This window comes from Microbacterium yannicii (genome assembly GCF_024055635.1).
Classification (GTDB): Bacteria; Actinomycetota; Actinomycetes; order Actinomycetales; family Microbacteriaceae; genus Microbacterium; species Microbacterium yannicii.
The window spans coordinates 256,467-272,103 of the sequence record NZ_JAMXMB010000036.1 but is presented as its reverse complement, the minus strand read 5'-3'; the positions used below and the strand labels follow the sequence as shown (position 1 = coordinate 272,103).

Below are 15,637 nucleotides of genomic sequence, written 5' to 3'. Positions count from 1 at the left end.
GCGCATGTCTGTTCAGCACGTCACCGCGACCTACGTCATCGAGACCTCGCTACCGCTGCAGCACGCCGCCGAGGTGCTCGCCGGCGAGCAGTCCACCGGCACCTTCGTGCGCGTGGAGCGCGAATCCGACGACCTGCGTGCGCGATTCGCCGCACAGGTCGAGTCCATCGACGAGCTCCCGCTCACGGGCGCGTCGCCCCTGCCTGGATCGGTCGGCGATCCCGCACTCCGGCGCCGCGCCCGGCTGCGGCTGCGGTTCCCGCTCGACAACTTCGGCCCGTCGCTGCCGAACCTCCTGGCAGCGGTCGCCGGCAACCTGTTCGAGATCAAAGAGCTGTCGGCCATCCGTCTCATCGACCTCGAGCTGCCGCCGGCGTTCGCCGAGCGCTACGCCGGTCCGGCGTTCGGCGTCGAGGGCACACGGCGGCTGGTGGGCCGGCCCGACGGCGCGATGATCGGCACGATCGTCAAGCCGAGCATCGGGCTCTCGCCGATCGAGCTCGCCGAGGTGGTGTCCGAGCTCGCCGAGGCCGGCATCGACTTCATCAAGGACGACGAGCTGCAGGGCAATGGACCGTCGGCCCCTCTCGCCGAGCGCGTGCGCGCCGTGATGCCCGTGCTCGAGCGCTACGCCGACCGCACCGGCCGCAAGCCCATGTACGCGTTCAACATCACCGACGACATCGGGCGCCTCGAGGCGAACCACGATCTCGTCGTCGGCGCGGGCGGCACCTGCGTGATGGCGTGCGTGAACCTGATCGGGCTGCCGGGTCTGGAGTTCCTCCGCCGCCACAGCGAGGTGCCGATCCACGGTCATCGCGCCATGTTCGGCTCGTTCGGACGCTCCGAGCAGGTGGGGATAGGGTTCCGTGCGTGGCAGAAGCTCGCGCGCCTCGCCGGCGCCGACCACCTGCACACGAACGGCATCAGCAACAAGTTCTACGAGACGGACGACCAGGTGCTCGATTCCATCGCAGCGGTGCGCGAGCCGCTCCTCGGCCTCACGCCGACCCTTCCGGTGCTGTCGTCGGGCCAGTGGGGCGGCCTCGCCCACGCCACCTACGCCGCGGTGGGCACCACCGACCTGCTCGTGCTCGCCGGTGGCGGCATCCACGGTCATCCGGACGGTGCGGCCGCAGGAGTCGCGAGCATGCGTGAGGCGTGGGCTTCGGCCGCGCGTGGCGAGACCGCGGATCATGCCTTCGAGAACTCCCCGGCACTGCGCCGGGCGGCGGAGCTGTTCGGCCCGGTCCGTGTCTAAGGCTCGCGTCGCGTTCTACGGCGACGACTTCACCGGCAGCGTCGACGCGCTCCTGCAGTTCGCTCGGCGCGGCTGGACGGGGCGGCTCTTCACGGGACTTCCGGATGCCGCGACCCTGCGTCGCGCCGCGGACGACGTCGACGTGATCGGCGTGGCCGGCATCTCGCGGTCTCTCGCGCCGGCGGAGATGGAGGACGAGCTCCGACCGGTGTTCGCCGCCTTCGCGGACCTCGAGCCGGACCTCGTGCAGTACAAGGCCTGCTCGACCGCGGACTCCGCGCCGCACGTCGGCAGCCTCGGCCGGGTCGTTGAGCTCGCCCGCGAGGTCTTCGGCGACGGCGCGGTGCCGATGCTCTTCGCCCAGCCGGACTTCGGCCGCTACACCCTCTTCGGCCAGCACTTCGCGGCCGAGCGGGGCGCCGTGTACCGGCTCGACCGCCAGCCGACGATGTCGCAGCACCCCTCGACGCCGATGACCGAGGCCGACCTCTCCGTCCACATCGGCCGCCAGACGGACCTTCCGATCGGGTCGGTGCCGCTCGTCGGGTTCGACGACCTCGCTGCGCGACTTCAGGATGCGACCGAAGCCGGCCTCGTGCTCGACGCCCTCACCGACGAGCACCTCGTCGCGATCGGCGAGGCGCTCGGTTCGCTGCCGACCCCGGTGTTCGCGATCGGCTCGGGCGGGCTGTCCCATGGCGTCGCCGCGGCGGCACCGGGCGATGCACCGTCGCTGGCCACCTCGACCGCAGCTCACGGTCCGGTGCTCGTCGTGTCGGGCAGCCGCTCCGCGCAGACACGACGGCAGGCGGATGCCGCAGCCGCCGCTGGCTGGCTGGTCCGGCCGCTGCCGCTGGACGATGCCGTGCCGGCGGCCGTGAGCGCCGAGGTCGTCGGGGCGCTGCGCGCCGGCCGCGGCGTCGTGCTGACCTCCGACGACGCCGACACCACGATCTCGGGCGGGCGGCCGGTGCTGGCGGCGATCGCCGAGGCCGCCGCATCCGTCATCTCCACCGTCGCGCGCGACGGCGTCGCAGGGCGGGTGATCGTGTGCGGCGGCGACACCTCCAGCCGCGTGACCCGGCTGCTCGGGGTCGAGTCGCTGTCGATCGCCGCGAACCCGTGGGACAACGTCGTTCTGCTGCGCGCCCACGCCGAGGACCCCGCGATCGACGGGCTCGAGCTGCTGCTCAAGGGCGGCCAGGTCGGGTCGGACTCGCTCTTCCTCGACGTCGCGGTCCTCGGGGCCTGACCCGCCCGCGACAACCCCTCTGTCGCGGCGGCGCCGGCTCTCCTACGATCGCGGCATGGTCACACCAGAGAGCGTGGACGTGGTCCAGCGGTTCATGCGCGCATTCCAGGAACAGGATCGGCCGACGGCAGAGGGCCTCATGGCGGATGAGTTCGTCTTCACCAGTCCTCAGGACGACCACATCGACAAGCAGGCGTGGCTGGAGCGGTGCTTTCCGACGGCCGATCACTTCGACGAACCCGCAGAGACCCTGCAGATCGTCGAGCTGGACGGAATCGTCCTGCACCGGTACGAGTACCGCGTCCAAGGCCGCCGCTGGCGGAACGTGGAGGCGCTCGAAGTCCGAGACGGCCAGGTGACGTCCGCCGAGGTGTACTTCGGAGGAGCCGTCGGCTGACCGCAGACACGGTCGTCGAGTGACGTCGCGACGGGGTCGAAGGACAGGTGCCGGAAGGGCCGTGCACGGGAGGCGTTTCGGAATCCGAGGCGTTCTGTCATGCTGTCTCCCACCGCACATTGGAAGTCGTCATGAAGCGGTCATCGAAGGACTCGGCTAAGGCGCCGGCGCCGCCTTACACGCGCACGTTCGCCGGTGTTCTAGGCGGCTTCGTGGGGCTCGTGGTGCTCAGCGCGATAGCGGGCCTACTCGTGGTCGCTCCGCTTGCGCCGGTCCTCGCGATCTCCGGGCATGCGGCCAGCACAGCGGTGTCGCTGTTCGACGGGATGCCGAACTACCTCGCGATCGATCGGCTCATGCTGCCGACGACGATCTATGCCCGAGACCCCGCAAGCGGCCAGGACGTCGAGCTGACGTCGTTCTACGATCAGAACCGGGTTCCCGTCGCCTTCGATCAGGTGTCACCCGTGATGTACGACGCGATCCTGGCGTCTGAGGACCCGCGCTACTACGAGCACGGCGGCGTCGACCTCGTCGGAACGACCCGCGCTCTCATCAAGAACGCTCAGGGCGGCACGACCCAAGGCGGCTCCTCGATCAGCCAGCAGTACGTCAAGAACGTCCTGGTGCAACGCTGCGAGCGCGACTCCGTCGAGACCGAGACCCAGACGCGCGACGACGTGCTGCGTGCCTGCTGGATCGACGCGACCCAGGCGAGCGGTATCGAGGGCTACCAGCGCAAGCTGCAGGAGATCCGCTACGCGATCCAAGTGGAGCAGCAGTACTCGAAGAACGACATCCTCCTGGGTTATCTGAACATCGCGAACTTCGGCGGCACGACCTACGGCATCGAAGCGGCAGCCCGCTATTACTTCAGCACCACGGCGGCGGGGCTCACGCTGACTCAGGCTGCGACGCTCGCGGGGATCGTGCAGAATCCCAACACGTTCCGCATCGATCGGCCGACGGGGTCCATCACGGGCGCGGACGGCGCCACCTACAACAAGGCCGCCGACGGCGTGATCGACGACGTGACACCCGGTACTCTCGCAGGGCTGGATACGCTCCTCGCCGACGGCACGATCACGCCCGAGCAGTATCTGGCCGCCGGCGATGCCTACAGTGCCACCAAAGGGCGGCAGCTCTACGTGCTCGATCGCATGCGCGAGGACGGGCGCATCACCGCCGATCAATACGTGGCGGCGGCCATCGAGCCCATCTCACCCGCGCTGCAGCCCGCACATGTCGGATGCGTGGCGACGTCCGCGCCGTTCTTCTGTCAGTACGTCGTCAACACCGTGCGCTCCGACCCGGACTACGCTGCGGCCTTCGGCGAGAGCCCACAGGAGCGCCAGCAGTCGCTGACTCGCGAGGGCCTGAACATCTACACCACGCTGGACTGGCGTCTGCAGAACGCGTCGCAGGACGCGATGCGTCGCTACGCGCCGGAGACGGTGGCGGGCATGGACTTCGGGTCGGCATCGGTGAGCATCGAAGCCGGCACCGGGCGCATCCTGGCCATCAGCCAGAACAACCGCTTCACGGAAGACGCCGACCTTGCCGCCACCGACCCCGCCTACACGTCGCTCGTCTACGCGGGAGACCTCGTGCACGGGGTCTCCAAGGGATTCCCGACCGGATCCACCTTCAAGCTCTTCACACTCATCGACTGGCTCGAGAAGGGGCATTCGCTGTCGGAAAGCGTCAACGGCGCCCTCCGGGCGATCCCCCGTATGCAGGACCGTTGCGACGGTACGTGGATCAACCGCGAGAACCATGTCGTGCGCAACTTCGGCGGCGTTCCCGGCTACACCGGCACTCCGATGCAGTTCACGGCGCAGTCGTTGAACAGCGGCTTCATCGCCATGGCGGAGAAGCTCGACCTCTGCGACATTGAACAAGTCGCGACCCGCCTGGGCGTGACGCGCGGGACCGGCGACCCTGTGGACATCGAAGGCGCAGCGGGCATCATCGGCACCAATAACATCGCACCGGTCGCGCTGGCCTCCGCGTTCGCCGCGGTCGCCAACAACGGCGTCTCGTGCGTGCCGCGCGTGATCGAACGCGTCGTCAATGCGGACGGCGAAGAGCTTCCGGTGCCCGGCGACCGGTGCACGCAGGCGCTCAGCCCGGAGGTGGCAGCCGCGACGGCGTTCGCGCTCCAGGGCGTCATGCGGCCGGGCGGCACGGGCTCTGGCGCCAACCCGAACGACGGTACGCCGATGATGGGCAAGACCGGCACCCACCAGCAGATACAGACCTGGCTGGTCCAGTCCAGCACACGCGTGACCACCGCCGTCTGGGCAGGCAACGCCGACGGAGAAGGCGATGTCTTCCGGGCCGCATACAACGGCCGCGTACTGTCGACGATCCGCCTGCCCATCAGCCGCGACATCCAGGCCACGGCCAACCAGCTGTACCCCGCCGGCGCCTTCCCCGCTCCCCCCGCCGAACTGGTCGGCCGGCCCCGCCCTCCGGATTGAGTCGCGGCGGCGCCGGATCTCGGCGGCCGCTTCTCGGGCTCAGCGCGACGTCAGCCGCACACTCCACGAGGTCCGCTCGCGGGGCACACGGTATTGCTCGGGCAGCGCGGGCCCCACGGATGCCGACCCCAGCCCCTGCTGAGCGTGATCGATGTTGAGCCACACGCGGCCTGAGTCGATCAGCTCATGCGGCTTGGACGCACGATCGAGGTCGTGCGACGTCCACCGACGGGCGGTGAAGTCGAACAGTGGCCGACCCTCGATCCGCAGCGACGGGATGCCGCGCCCGCCGATCTCGAGCCAGCGCGTCTGCACGTGGTTGCCGTTCTCCTGCGGGACGGGATACGGCACCTGCAGGTCGTCGATCGAGCTCTCGAACCGGCCGACGCGCGAGGCCTCGAACGAGTCGACGTATGTCTCGCCGGGTCCGCGGCCGAACCAGCTGACGCGCTCCGCAGCACCCGGGAGCGCGAAGAGGAGGCCGAGTCGCGGCACCCGGATGTCACGGTGCAGGTACGGCGTATCCGCCCACGGCCCGACGAAGTCGACATCCACGTCGAGCGCGAGCGCATCGCCGTCCGGGGTCCACGTCATCGTCCACCGCACCCCGTGGGGATGCGATCGGGGCGCGGTCCGTCCGGTGACCCGCAACCGCCCGTCGTCGACCGACACGTCGTCCACCCGATGCAGCAGCCGGTGCAGCATCGTCTTGCGCCATACCCCGGCGATGTTGTTGTGCTCACCCTGGCCGTGGTCGTTCTCGGTGGGGGCGCGGTAGAGGTCCAGCGCGGGTCCGTCGATGTCGAGGTCGCCGAGCCGCACGAGGCGGCCGGTCGCGACGTCGAATCGCCCCGCACCGAGGGAGAGCAGGCTGTCGTCGCCGGCGTTCCCCGCGCGTTCGCGCGCGGCATCACGCTGGCGCGCGACGGCGGGGCGAGTGTCGCCGACCGCTTCCGGCGAGACGCCAGCGTGCTGCGGCGCCGCGCCTTTCTCAGGCAGCGCCTTGTCGCCGTCTGCCCGCATGGCCGCACCCGGTTCCCGCACGACGCGCTGGCCCCAGGCGATCACATGACCCGCCGGGGCCCAGAGTGCGTCGGCGGCAAGCGCGGCTTCGACCGTCAGCACGATGTCGCCGGCATGCGAGGCCTCGGCGTCGGCAATTGCCGCGGCCGCGGCATCCGGAATCTCCACGTGCACCGCCTCGCCGGCAGTCACGGTCGGCACCGGGAGCATCTCCCGCGCGATGGTCTCGCCCGCAGCCTCCACGGTCCAGCGGAACGCGAGATCCGTTGTGTCTACATAATGTCGTTTGTTCATTATGTAGACCCGGCCGCCTGCGTCGATGTCGACCGAGACCGGCTCGTGGGCCTTGGCCAGCTCCACCAGCCCGGGAGTCGGCGTGCGGTCGCTGAAGACCAGACCGTGCAGGCTGAAGCGACCGCCCCTGGGCTCGTACTCGACATCGTCGCCGTGCATCACGAACGGCACGCCGGCGTCGGTCACAGCATGGAAGCCGTGGTCGATCCACTCCCACACGAACGCACCGCAGAGCCGGTCGTGCGCATTGATGATGCGCCAGTAGTCCTGCAGCGAGCCCGGTCCGTTGCCCATGGCGTGCGCGTATTCGACGAGCAGGAACGGCAGCCTGCGGCGGCGCTCCTCGTCGGCCTCGGCGACACCGTCCGGCAACGGCGCGACCGCATCCGCATCGCCGAAGACCATGCCGTGCATGCTGAGCCGGCCGCCGCGCGGCTCCTCGCGGCGCCCGATCTGCTCGAGCAGCTCGAGCGACGGGTACATGAGCGAGTAGAAGTCGGAGTCCCGATAGCTCGGATCACGCTCGTACAGCACCGCTCGCGACGGATCGCGCTCATCGAGCCACCGCCGCATCTCGCCGAAGCCGTCGCCGGTCATGCTCTCGTTCGCCAGCGACCAGACCACGACGCTCGGGCGGTTCTTGTCGCGCTCCACGGTCCGACGCAGGCGGTCCATGATCGCCTCGCGCCACTCCGGCAATGCGGGAGGGTTGTGGGCCCACCCCTCGTAGATGAATCCGTGGGTCTCGAGATCGACCTCGACCACCACCCACAGGCCGTACTCGTCGCAGAGCCGCAGGAACTCGGGATGCGGCGGGTAGTGGCTCGTGCGCACGGCATCGATGTTCGCCCGCTTCATCATCACGATGTCGCGGATCATCGTCTCGCGGTCGATCGTCCGGCCGGTGTCGGGGTGGTGCTCGTGGCGGTTCACCCCGCGGAACGTCACCGGGCGGCCGTTCACCCTGAAGACGCCGTCGACGATCTCGACCCGTCGGAAGCCGACGGCCAGCTCGACCGTCTCACCGCTCGAACGCAGCGTGCCGCGGTACAGGCGCGGGGCGTCGGCACTCCACGGATCTACAGCGACTGTCGCGGTCTCTCCTGCCGGCATACGGATGCCGAGCTCGGGGATCTCGACGACGGCCTCGGTCGAGGCATCCACCCGCAACGTGCCGAGACCCGTCACAGCGTCGTAGTCGGCGTGCACGAAGTGGTCGTCGATGGCCCCGGCCGGACGCGAGAGCAGCTCGACATCGCGGAAGATGCCGGGCAGCCACCACATGTCCTGGTCTTCGAGGTAGGTGCCCGCCGACCACCGCTGCACGCGGACGCACAGCACGTTGCGGCCAGGGCGCACGGGCGCGTCGAATTCGAACGGCAGCCGGCTGCCCATCGACCAGCCGAGCTCCTCACCGTTCAGCCAGACCTTGGCGCACGAGTCCACGCCCTGGAACCGCAGCACGGCCGGCCCGAAGTCGTCCGCGAGGTCGAACACGAGGCGGTAGTCGCCGGTCGGATTCTCGCTGGATACCCGCGGCGGATCCAGCGGGATCGGGTATGCCGTGTTGGTGTAGAGCGGTCCTTCGGCGGTACCGAGCATGCGTCGCGCAGGACCACCGGCAAGGGGCGTGAACTCCTGCAGCACCCAGTGCGACGGCACGGGCATGGCGTCCCACGCAGAGTCGTCGAACTCGTCGGCCAGGAAGGCGGACCCCGTCCCGGCGGCGGTAGGCGAAAGGCGGAAGCGCCAGGTCCCGTTGAGGCTCTGCACCGGAGCGTCGCTGACGGCGTCGGCCCGCGGCATCCGTCTTCCAGATCCCGGCGAGGTGCTCTCCCAGTACCGCTGCTCCCTCGCGGCCGAGTCGAGCGACGGCGCCGAGGTCCCGGTGTGGGGCGGGTTCGTTTGCGTATCCATTGTGTGCTGCATATCCATTCTCGCTTGAATGTCATTGCAGTCTAGTGCGGAGCAACGTCCCGGCGCGAGGGTCGCTGCAGCCCTCGGTGGTCACGACACGCCGCAACGCCGTCGCCCAACCCACAACACGCGACCCCCGAACGCGCGCCGCGCGCGGTGCGGCCCGCGACACGCCTGGACGCGAAGTCCCGGCGGCGCACCCGGGGGGCTCAGCCGGCGGTCGACTCCCGCACCACGAGCTCGGGCTGGAAGCGGACCGTACGCTCGTGCCCGCCCTCGGGTCCCTCGAGGTCTTTGAGGAGCAGGTCGACCGCCGTGTAGCCGATCAGATGCGCGGGCTGGCGGATGGAGCTCAACGGCACGACGGTCGCCGAGGCGAAGTCGATGTCGTCGTACCCGATCAGGGCGATGTCGCGGGGAACCTGCACGTCGGACATCAGCGTGAACGCCTGCAGCGCCCCGACGGCAAGCAGGTCGTTCGCCGTGAAGACCCCGTCGGGCCGGTCCGCTGCGGGCCGGCCGCGCAGCAGTTCGCCGGCCTCGCGTCCCTGCAGCACCGAGAGCGCCGACATCTCGATGACCTCGAGCGTGGCGCCGGACACCTCGGCGACCGCCCGGCGTGCCCCTTCGAGGCGGTCGGCGACCTGACGCAGCGAGCGCGGACCGCCAATGAACGCGATGCGCCGGCGCCCCGTCGACAACAGGTGCGACACGGCCAGGTAGCCGCCCTCGACGTCGTCGACCGAGACCGATCCGAACGCCCGCTCGGCATCCTCATGGTCCACGAGGACCACGGGCACGCCGCCGTTCTGCAGGCGGGCGAGCCGTTCGAGATCGCGGTCGACGGGCGTGACGAGCACGCCGTTCACCCGCTGCTCGCGGAAGAGCTCGATGTACGCGTCCTCGCGGTCGGAACGCTCGTCGCTGTTGCCGAGCAGCACGCTCATGCCCGACTCAGCGGCGCGATCCTCCGCGCCGCGCGCGACCTCGGCGAAGAACGGGTTGCCGGCGTCGAGCACGATGAGCGCGATGCTGCGGCTGCGTCCGGCGCGCAGCTGGCGGGCGGCGTCGTTGCGCACGAAGCCGAGGTCCTCGATCGCCTGCGTGACCCGTTCGACGGTCGCGGGCGACACCTTCTCGGGGCGATTGAGGACGTTCGACACCGTGCCGACCGAGACGGATGCCGCAGCCGCGACGTCCCGCACACTCACCACCATGGCATCCCCCAGAGTTCCTGCTGCTGTCCGCGAGTGTAGGGCACGGGTGCGCTGCAGCGCCCGTGGGACGAAGCTCCAGCGGCGCGACAGCGCCCCGCGGGCCAAGCCGCCCCAGCGGGCGCTGCACGCTCAGGCATCGGCCGTCGCGTCTTCACGCTGCGCCGACAGTTCGGCGAGGCGTTCGGCGATCTCGCGCTGCGTGTCGGGACCGGCATGCATGAACAGCGCCTCCCCCAGTTCGCGACGCTCCGACCACTTCGTGTTCGTGCGGAAGGCGTGGGCCGCCTCGGGGTTCGCCGCCTCGAGCACCTCGCCGATCGCACGATAGGCGTCGAGGTCGTCGATGACGGCCGCCAGCGTCGAGTCGAGACCGATGCGTGACGCGGCGGCCGGCGGCGCGGCATCCTCCACCTCCCACTCGTGCGTTCCCGAACCGACTTCGAGTTCGCGTCCGTCGGGCAGCGCGACGACGGCCGTGGTGTTCGCCGGGACGATCGCCTCGATCCGGATGACGCCGTCGGCGCGAGCCCATCCGGCACGCGCGGTGCCGTAGGGGGTCAGGTGCTCGGCCCACGCGTGGTCGAGGCCTGCGAGCGGGTGCGGCTGGATGCGCAGGCGGGCGTACCCGGGCGCGTCCGGGGCGAGGCCGGCGACGACGCGGTGCAGCCAATCGCCGATCGCGCCCAGCGCGTAGTGGTTGAACGACGTCATCTCGCCCGGGTTGATCGAGCCGTCGGGCAGCATCGAGTCCCAGCGCTCCCAGATCGTCGTCGCGCCCATGGTCACGGGGTACAGCCACGACGGGTTCTCGGTCTGCGTGAGCAGGCGTCGGGCCGTCTCGAGGTGACCGGTGCGCGTGAGTGCGTCCTGAATTATGGGCGTGCCGACGAACCCCGTGCCGATGCGGTATCCCGACAGCCGGGTGAGCTCGGCGAGTCGGGCGCCGAGCGTCTCCTGCTGGTCGGCGGGCGCGATGTCGAACACGATCGCCATCGCGTAGGCGGTCTGGGCGTCCGACATCATGCGTCCCGCGGGGGTCACGTACTCGGCCAGGAACGCGGCGCGCACCTCCTCGGCGATTCCGGCGTACTGCTGCGCCTCGTCGTCCCTGCCGAGAAGCGCTGCGGCACGCGCCACGGCATCGGCCGACCGGAAGAGGTACGCGGACGCCACGATGTCGCCGTCGGTCTTCGCGTTGGCCGGCTGCTCCGGCGGCGCGTCAGGGTCGAGCCAGTCGCCGAACTGGAACATGCCCTCCCACAGCCGGCGCGGCCCGGCAAGCCCGATGAGCACGTCGGCCCAGCCTTTCATGCTCGGGTACTGGCGCTCGATCGTCGCGACGTCGGCATACCGCTCATGGAGCACCCACGGCACGATGGTGGCCGCGTCACCCCATGCGGCAGCGGGTCGGGCGACGCCGAGGGCGTTCGGCACCACGAAGGGCACGACGCCGTCGACCTGCTCGATCGCCAGGTCGCGCAGCCACGAGTCGAGGAACCCGCGCACGTCATAGAGGAACGACGCCGTCGGCGCGAACACCTGGATGTCGCCCGTCCAGCCCAGGCGCTCGTCGCGCTGCGGGCAGTCGGTCGGCAGGTAGAGGAAGTTGCCGCGCAGGCCCCACACGATGTTCTCGTGCAGCCGATCGACGAGGGGATCGGATGCCTCGAACCAGCCGGTGCGCTCCATATCGCTGTGGATCACCAGCGCCGTGACCGCGGACGGATCGAACTCGCCCGGCCAGCCGTCGACCTCGGCGTAGCGGAAGCCGTGGAAGGTGAACTCGGGCTCCCACTCCTCGACCCCACCGTCGCCCTGGCCTTTGCCCGACAGCGTGTAGTGGTCGGTCGCCGCGGCCGCCCGCAGCGGTCGCGTGCCGAGCTCGCCGTGCTCGAGCACCTCGGCATGGCGCAGCGTGATCTCGGCGCCGGCCGGGCCGGATACGCGCAGCCGCAGCCGGCCGACGAGGTTCTGCCCGAAGTCCAGAACCGTCTTGCCGCTGGGCGTCGTGATGACCTCCTGGACGCTCAGCTCTTCGAGGCGCCGCACGAACGGCGACACTCGCGCTTCCGGGGTGCGGACGGGCTCGCGTTCGGCTGCCGCCTCCCAGCCCTCGGCGGCGTACCCGGCCTCGGCGAAGCCGCGGCCCTCGGCATCGACCAGCACCAAGCGGGCGTCGTAGTTCTCACCGGTATAGAGCCCGCTCGCCGTGATCGGGCCGGTCGACGCCTGCCACGAGGCATCCGTCGTCACCCACTCGCTCGATCCGTCGGCGTACTCGAGAAGCAGCTGCGCGGCGAACCGCGGCTGGTCGCCGTAGAGGGGGCGCGCGCTGTCGCGGAAGCCGAACCGCTCGGTCGCCCACGCGCCCGCGAGCCGTACGCCGATCGCGTTGGCCCCCTCGGCGACGAGAGGGGTGACATCGGTCGTCTCGTGGATCGTCCGCTGCTCGTACGGCGTCCAGCCCGGCTTCATCACCTGGTCGTCGACGTCGACGCCGCCGATCGCGACCTGGTACACGCCGACCGCCGTCGCGTAGAGGGTGGCGCGGGCGACCGGTCCGGTCGCCCGGAACTCGGTACGCAGGTACGCAGGCTGGGCCGTGTGCTCCGGCGCGGCAAGGCCGATGGTCGTGGCCCGCCACTCGCCGTCACCGAGGAATCCCGCGGTCACGCGACGCGGTTCGCTCCATTCGCCCTGCACGCCGTCCTCACCGGTCACCCGCACCCGCAGCGACGCCCGCTCGCGCGGCTCGAGCAGAGCGAACGGCCAGGCGACCCTGGTGGACGTGCGCCCGTCGATGCGATGCGTGGACACGTCGCCGTCGCGCGTGAGCTCGATCTCGGCACCCGCCTGGAGCCAGTCGGGCGTGGTGGTCTCGGTGCGCCAGCCGATCTCGGGGGCGGGCGACGCGACAACGTCGCTGCCGTGGGGCGCGTCGGTGACCACGGTGGGAACGGGGACGACGGTGGCGGTGGGGACGGGGCTGCTCATGGCTCTCCTCGGGAGATGGTCGGTGTGGTGGAGATTGTCGGGATGCACGGATGCCGCGATCAGGCCGAGACGGCGACGCTCGGCGTCGCGACGGCGGGAGCGGTGACGACGATGCGGTGCGTGCCATGGCGGAGTTCGGCGGGCACCGGGGCACCGCCGACCGTCGCGGTCGACGCCGCTGTGGTGGGAAGGTCGAGCAGGGCACGAGCGCCGAACGGCACCTCGAGCGTGGCTTCGAACACGTCGCCCTCGACGCGCCAGTCGATCGCAAGTCTGCCCTGCGGGGTGTCGATCGACGCCGACGCGTGGTCGAGCCCGGCCGCCGGGCGAGGCGCCACGTGCACGGTGCGATATCCCGGGTCGTCGGCATCCGGGGCGAGGCCTGCCACCGTGCGGTACACCCAGTCGATCATCGCCCCGTAGGCGTAGTGGTTGAACGAGAGCATGCCGGTCTCGGCCTCGGACGCGTCCTCGGTCGGAAGGGCGTCCATCGCACCGGAGTGGATGCTGCCGTCCGGCAGGATCGCGTCCCAGCGCTCCCACACGGTCGTCGCGCCACGGTCGACCTGGTACAGCCATGACGGCGCCTCACGCCGGAGCAGCATCAGGTACGCCTCGTCGAGGTGGCCGCTGCGAGAGAGCGCGAAGAGCACCAGCGGGGTGCCGAGGAAGCCGGTGGCGATCCGGCCGTTCTCGCGGCGCACGTTCTCCGCGAGACCGTCCGCGATCTCGGAGCGGCGGGCGGTGGGGGCGAGCCCGAACTCGAGGGCGATCGCCGCGCCGCTCTGCGTGAGGACCGCCTGCTCACCCCAGCGTTCGAACGTGGCGGCCCCCACGCGGTCGGCCAGCGCGTCGTACCCATCGGCGGTCGACGCATCGGCGAGTATGCGCTCGGCGCGGGCGAGCAGGCGCGCCGAGTGCGCGTAGAACGCGTTCGACACGAAGTCGCTCGAGACCTTGGCCTCCCACGGCCGCTCGCCGGGCGCGTCGGGATCGAGCCAGTCGCCGAACTGGAAGTCACCCGTCGGCAGGACGACGCCGTCGCCGGCGCGACGGGTCAGGTGATCCACCCAGCGCCGCATGCTGTCGCGCTGACGCCGCAGAACCTCGTCGGACCCATACGACTCGTACACGGCGAGCGGCACGATGGTCGCGGCATCCGCCCATCCGGCGCGGCCCATGTTCTCGGTCGGCACCCCGCCCATCAGCATGTCCTGCGGCCGGATGATGTCGGGCACGACCGCCGGCACGCCGCCCTCGTCGGTCTGGTCGATCTCCAGGTCGCGCAGCCACGACAGCCAGAACGACTCGGTGTCCATGAGCGTGTTCGCCGTCGCTGCGAACGCCTGGGCGTCGCCCGTCCAGCCCAGGCGCTCGTCGCGCTGCGGGCAGTCGGTGGGCACCGAGACGAAATTGTCGCGCTGCGACCAGAACACGTTGGAGTGGAAGCGGTCGAGCGCCTCATGCGACGACGAGAAGGTGCTGCGGCGAGGGAGGTCGCTCGAGATGGCGACCGCCGTCGCCGAGACGACCTCGGCACCGGCGACGTCGGCGTAGCGGAAGCCGTGGAAGGTGAAGGCCGGCTCGAGCGTGTGCTCGCCGTCGCGGTCGAGGGTGTAGACGTCGGTGGCCTTCGCCGACCGGAGCGCCTTCACGTGCAGGTCGCCCGATGGCTCGAGGACTTCCGCGTGGCGCACGGTCACGACATCGCCGGCGCGCCCGCGCACGGTGAGCCGCACCCAGCCGGAGACGTTCTGGCCGCTGTCGAGACGGGTGCGTCCGTCATGGCGCGCCGCCTCCATCGGCAGTTCGGCGACGACGCGCACCGGCGGGGCCGACCGAGGCTCGAAGCGGGCGGGATCGACATCGATGACGGATGCCGCGACCCAGGCCGCGTCCGTGAAGCCCGGCTCGTGCATCGCGGGATCGTGAAGGCGCAGGTCGGTGACGGTGCCGTCGTAGATGCTCGCGCTGCGGAGCGCTCCGAAACCGGCCTGCCACGAGGCATCCGTCTTCGCGATGATCTCACCGTCCGCCTCGAGCTGCGCAAGCGCGCCGGTGCGGTCGCCGTAGATGGCCTGGCGGCGCGCGAACCCGAAGCTGCCGCGGTACCAGCCGTCCGCGACGGCGAGCACGATGACGTTCGCGCCCTCGCGGAGCAGCGTGGTGACGTCGATGGTGTCGATGAGGATGCGCTCCTGGTACGAGGTCCAGCCCGGCGTCAGGAGGGCATCGGAGGCGCGGGTGCCGTTGATCCACGCGTCGACGAGGCCGAGGGCGCTGAGGCGCAGGCGCGCCGAGCCGGGCGCGCGATCGAGGGTGAACTCGGTGCGCAGCAGCGGGATAGGCCCATCGGCCGGCGTGTCGGCGCCGATGACGGATGCCTCGAGGTCGGGACCCTCGACGCCGACTTCCACCACGAGCGGCTCGCTCCACGGCGTCCACCCGGTGGCGGTCGCGACCCGCACCGCGAAGGCGCGACGCTCACGCGGAGCCAGCGACCCCGGGATCGCCACGCCGACCGTGCGAGTCGACGCGACCGGCTCCTGGACGACGAGCGACGAACCTTCTTCGCCCCACGCCAGCTGATACCCGAGGATGCGCGCATCGAGGTCTTCGCTCTCCGCCCGCCAGTTGATGCGCAGACCCGTGCGGGGAACGCCGAGAAGTCCAGGGCCGTGCTGGGTCCGCACCTCCGCCACGCGCGTGGTGGCGTCTACTGCGTCGGAGAGGGGAAGGGCCGTCATGGCTGTGTCCTTTCGCCGGGCGGCCGCGTCGCCGACCCGCTGGACCATCGTG

Annotated in this window: 8 protein-coding genes; 4 read left to right on the top strand and 4 right to left on the bottom strand. The window is 70.6% G+C overall.

What is annotated here, in order from left to right:
• Nucleotides 1-4 precede the first annotated feature (4 nt).
• The 4 genes from NCG93_RS15715 (at nucleotide 5) to NCG93_RS15700 (ending at nucleotide 5,393) form a co-directional block, all read left to right on the top strand.
• Entirely contained in the window at nucleotides 5-1,261 is a 1,257-nt protein-coding gene (locus NCG93_RS15715) for a RuBisCO large subunit C-terminal-like domain-containing protein (protein ID WP_194412704.1), read from the top strand.
• Nucleotides 1,254-2,513: a four-carbon acid sugar kinase family protein gene (locus tag NCG93_RS15710; RefSeq protein WP_252787577.1), complete on the top strand. Its 1,260-nt coding sequence runs from the start codon at nucleotides 1,254-1,256 to the stop codon at nucleotides 2,511-2,513. Before NCG93_RS15715 ends, NCG93_RS15710 begins: the two co-directional genes overlap by 8 nt.
• Nucleotides 2,514-2,568: 55 nt before the next feature.
• On the top strand, nucleotides 2,569-2,910 hold the full coding sequence (locus NCG93_RS15705; protein ID WP_194412702.1) for a nuclear transport factor 2 family protein: 342 nt from the start codon (nucleotides 2,569-2,571) through the stop codon (nucleotides 2,908-2,910).
• 131 nt (nucleotides 2,911-3,041) lie between these two features.
• On the top strand, nucleotides 3,042-5,393 hold the full coding sequence (locus NCG93_RS15700) for a transglycosylase domain-containing protein (protein ID WP_194412701.1): 2,352 nt from the start codon (nucleotides 3,042-3,044) through the stop codon (nucleotides 5,391-5,393).
• Nucleotides 5,394-5,432: 39 nt separating this feature from the next.
• On the opposite strand, the gene NCG93_RS15695 is transcribed toward NCG93_RS15700, so the two are convergent.
• The 4 genes from NCG93_RS15695 to NCG93_RS15680 form a co-directional block, all read right to left on the bottom strand.
• Nucleotides 5,433-8,627, bottom strand: coding sequence for a glycoside hydrolase family 2 TIM barrel-domain containing protein (locus NCG93_RS15695; RefSeq protein WP_194412700.1), 3,195 nt, complete (start codon nucleotides 8,625-8,627; stop codon nucleotides 5,433-5,435).
• Between the two features lie 209 nt (nucleotides 8,628-8,836).
• The gene (locus tag NCG93_RS15690) at nucleotides 8,837-9,844 is read right to left on the bottom strand and encodes a LacI family DNA-binding transcriptional regulator (RefSeq protein ID WP_194412699.1); all 1,008 of its coding nucleotides are present in this window, start codon (nucleotides 9,842-9,844) and stop codon (nucleotides 8,837-8,839) included.
• Between the two features lie 129 nt (nucleotides 9,845-9,973).
• The gene (locus tag NCG93_RS15685; RefSeq protein ID WP_194412698.1) at nucleotides 9,974-12,838 is read right to left on the bottom strand and encodes an alpha-L-rhamnosidase; all 2,865 of its coding nucleotides are present in this window, start codon (nucleotides 12,836-12,838) and stop codon (nucleotides 9,974-9,976) included.
• Between the two features lie 59 nt (nucleotides 12,839-12,897).
• A complete protein-coding gene (locus NCG93_RS15680) occupies nucleotides 12,898-15,585 on the bottom strand; it encodes a family 78 glycoside hydrolase catalytic domain (protein ID WP_194412697.1) in 2,688 nt (895 codons plus the stop codon).
• Nucleotides 15,586-15,637: the final 52 nt, after the last annotated feature.

What these genes read in the sequence shown, in the direction of transcription:
- NCG93_RS15715 (WP_194412704.1), top strand. Translation starts at nt 5, where the DNA reads ATGTCTGTTCAGCACGTCACCGCGACCTACGTCATCGAGACCTCGCTA.
- NCG93_RS15705 (WP_194412702.1), top strand. Translation starts at nt 2,569, where the DNA reads ATGGTCACACCAGAGAGCGTGGACGTGGTCCAGCGGTTCATGCGCGCA.
- NCG93_RS15700 (WP_194412701.1), top strand. Translation starts at nt 3,042, where the DNA reads ATGAAGCGGTCATCGAAGGACTCGGCTAAGGCGCCGGCGCCGCCTTAC.
- NCG93_RS15695 (WP_194412700.1), bottom strand. Translation starts at nt 8,627, where the DNA reads ATGGATACGCAAACGAACCCGCCCCACACCGGGACCTCGGCGCCGTCG.
- NCG93_RS15690 (WP_194412699.1), bottom strand. Translation starts at nt 9,844, where the DNA reads ATGGTGGTGAGTGTGCGGGACGTCGCGGCTGCGGCATCCGTCTCGGTC.
- NCG93_RS15685 (WP_194412698.1), bottom strand. Translation starts at nt 12,838, where the DNA reads ATGAGCAGCCCCGTCCCCACCGCCACCGTCGTCCCCGTTCCCACCGTG.
- NCG93_RS15680 (WP_194412697.1), bottom strand. Translation starts at nt 15,585, where the DNA reads ATGACGGCCCTTCCCCTCTCCGACGCAGTAGACGCCACCACGCGCGTG.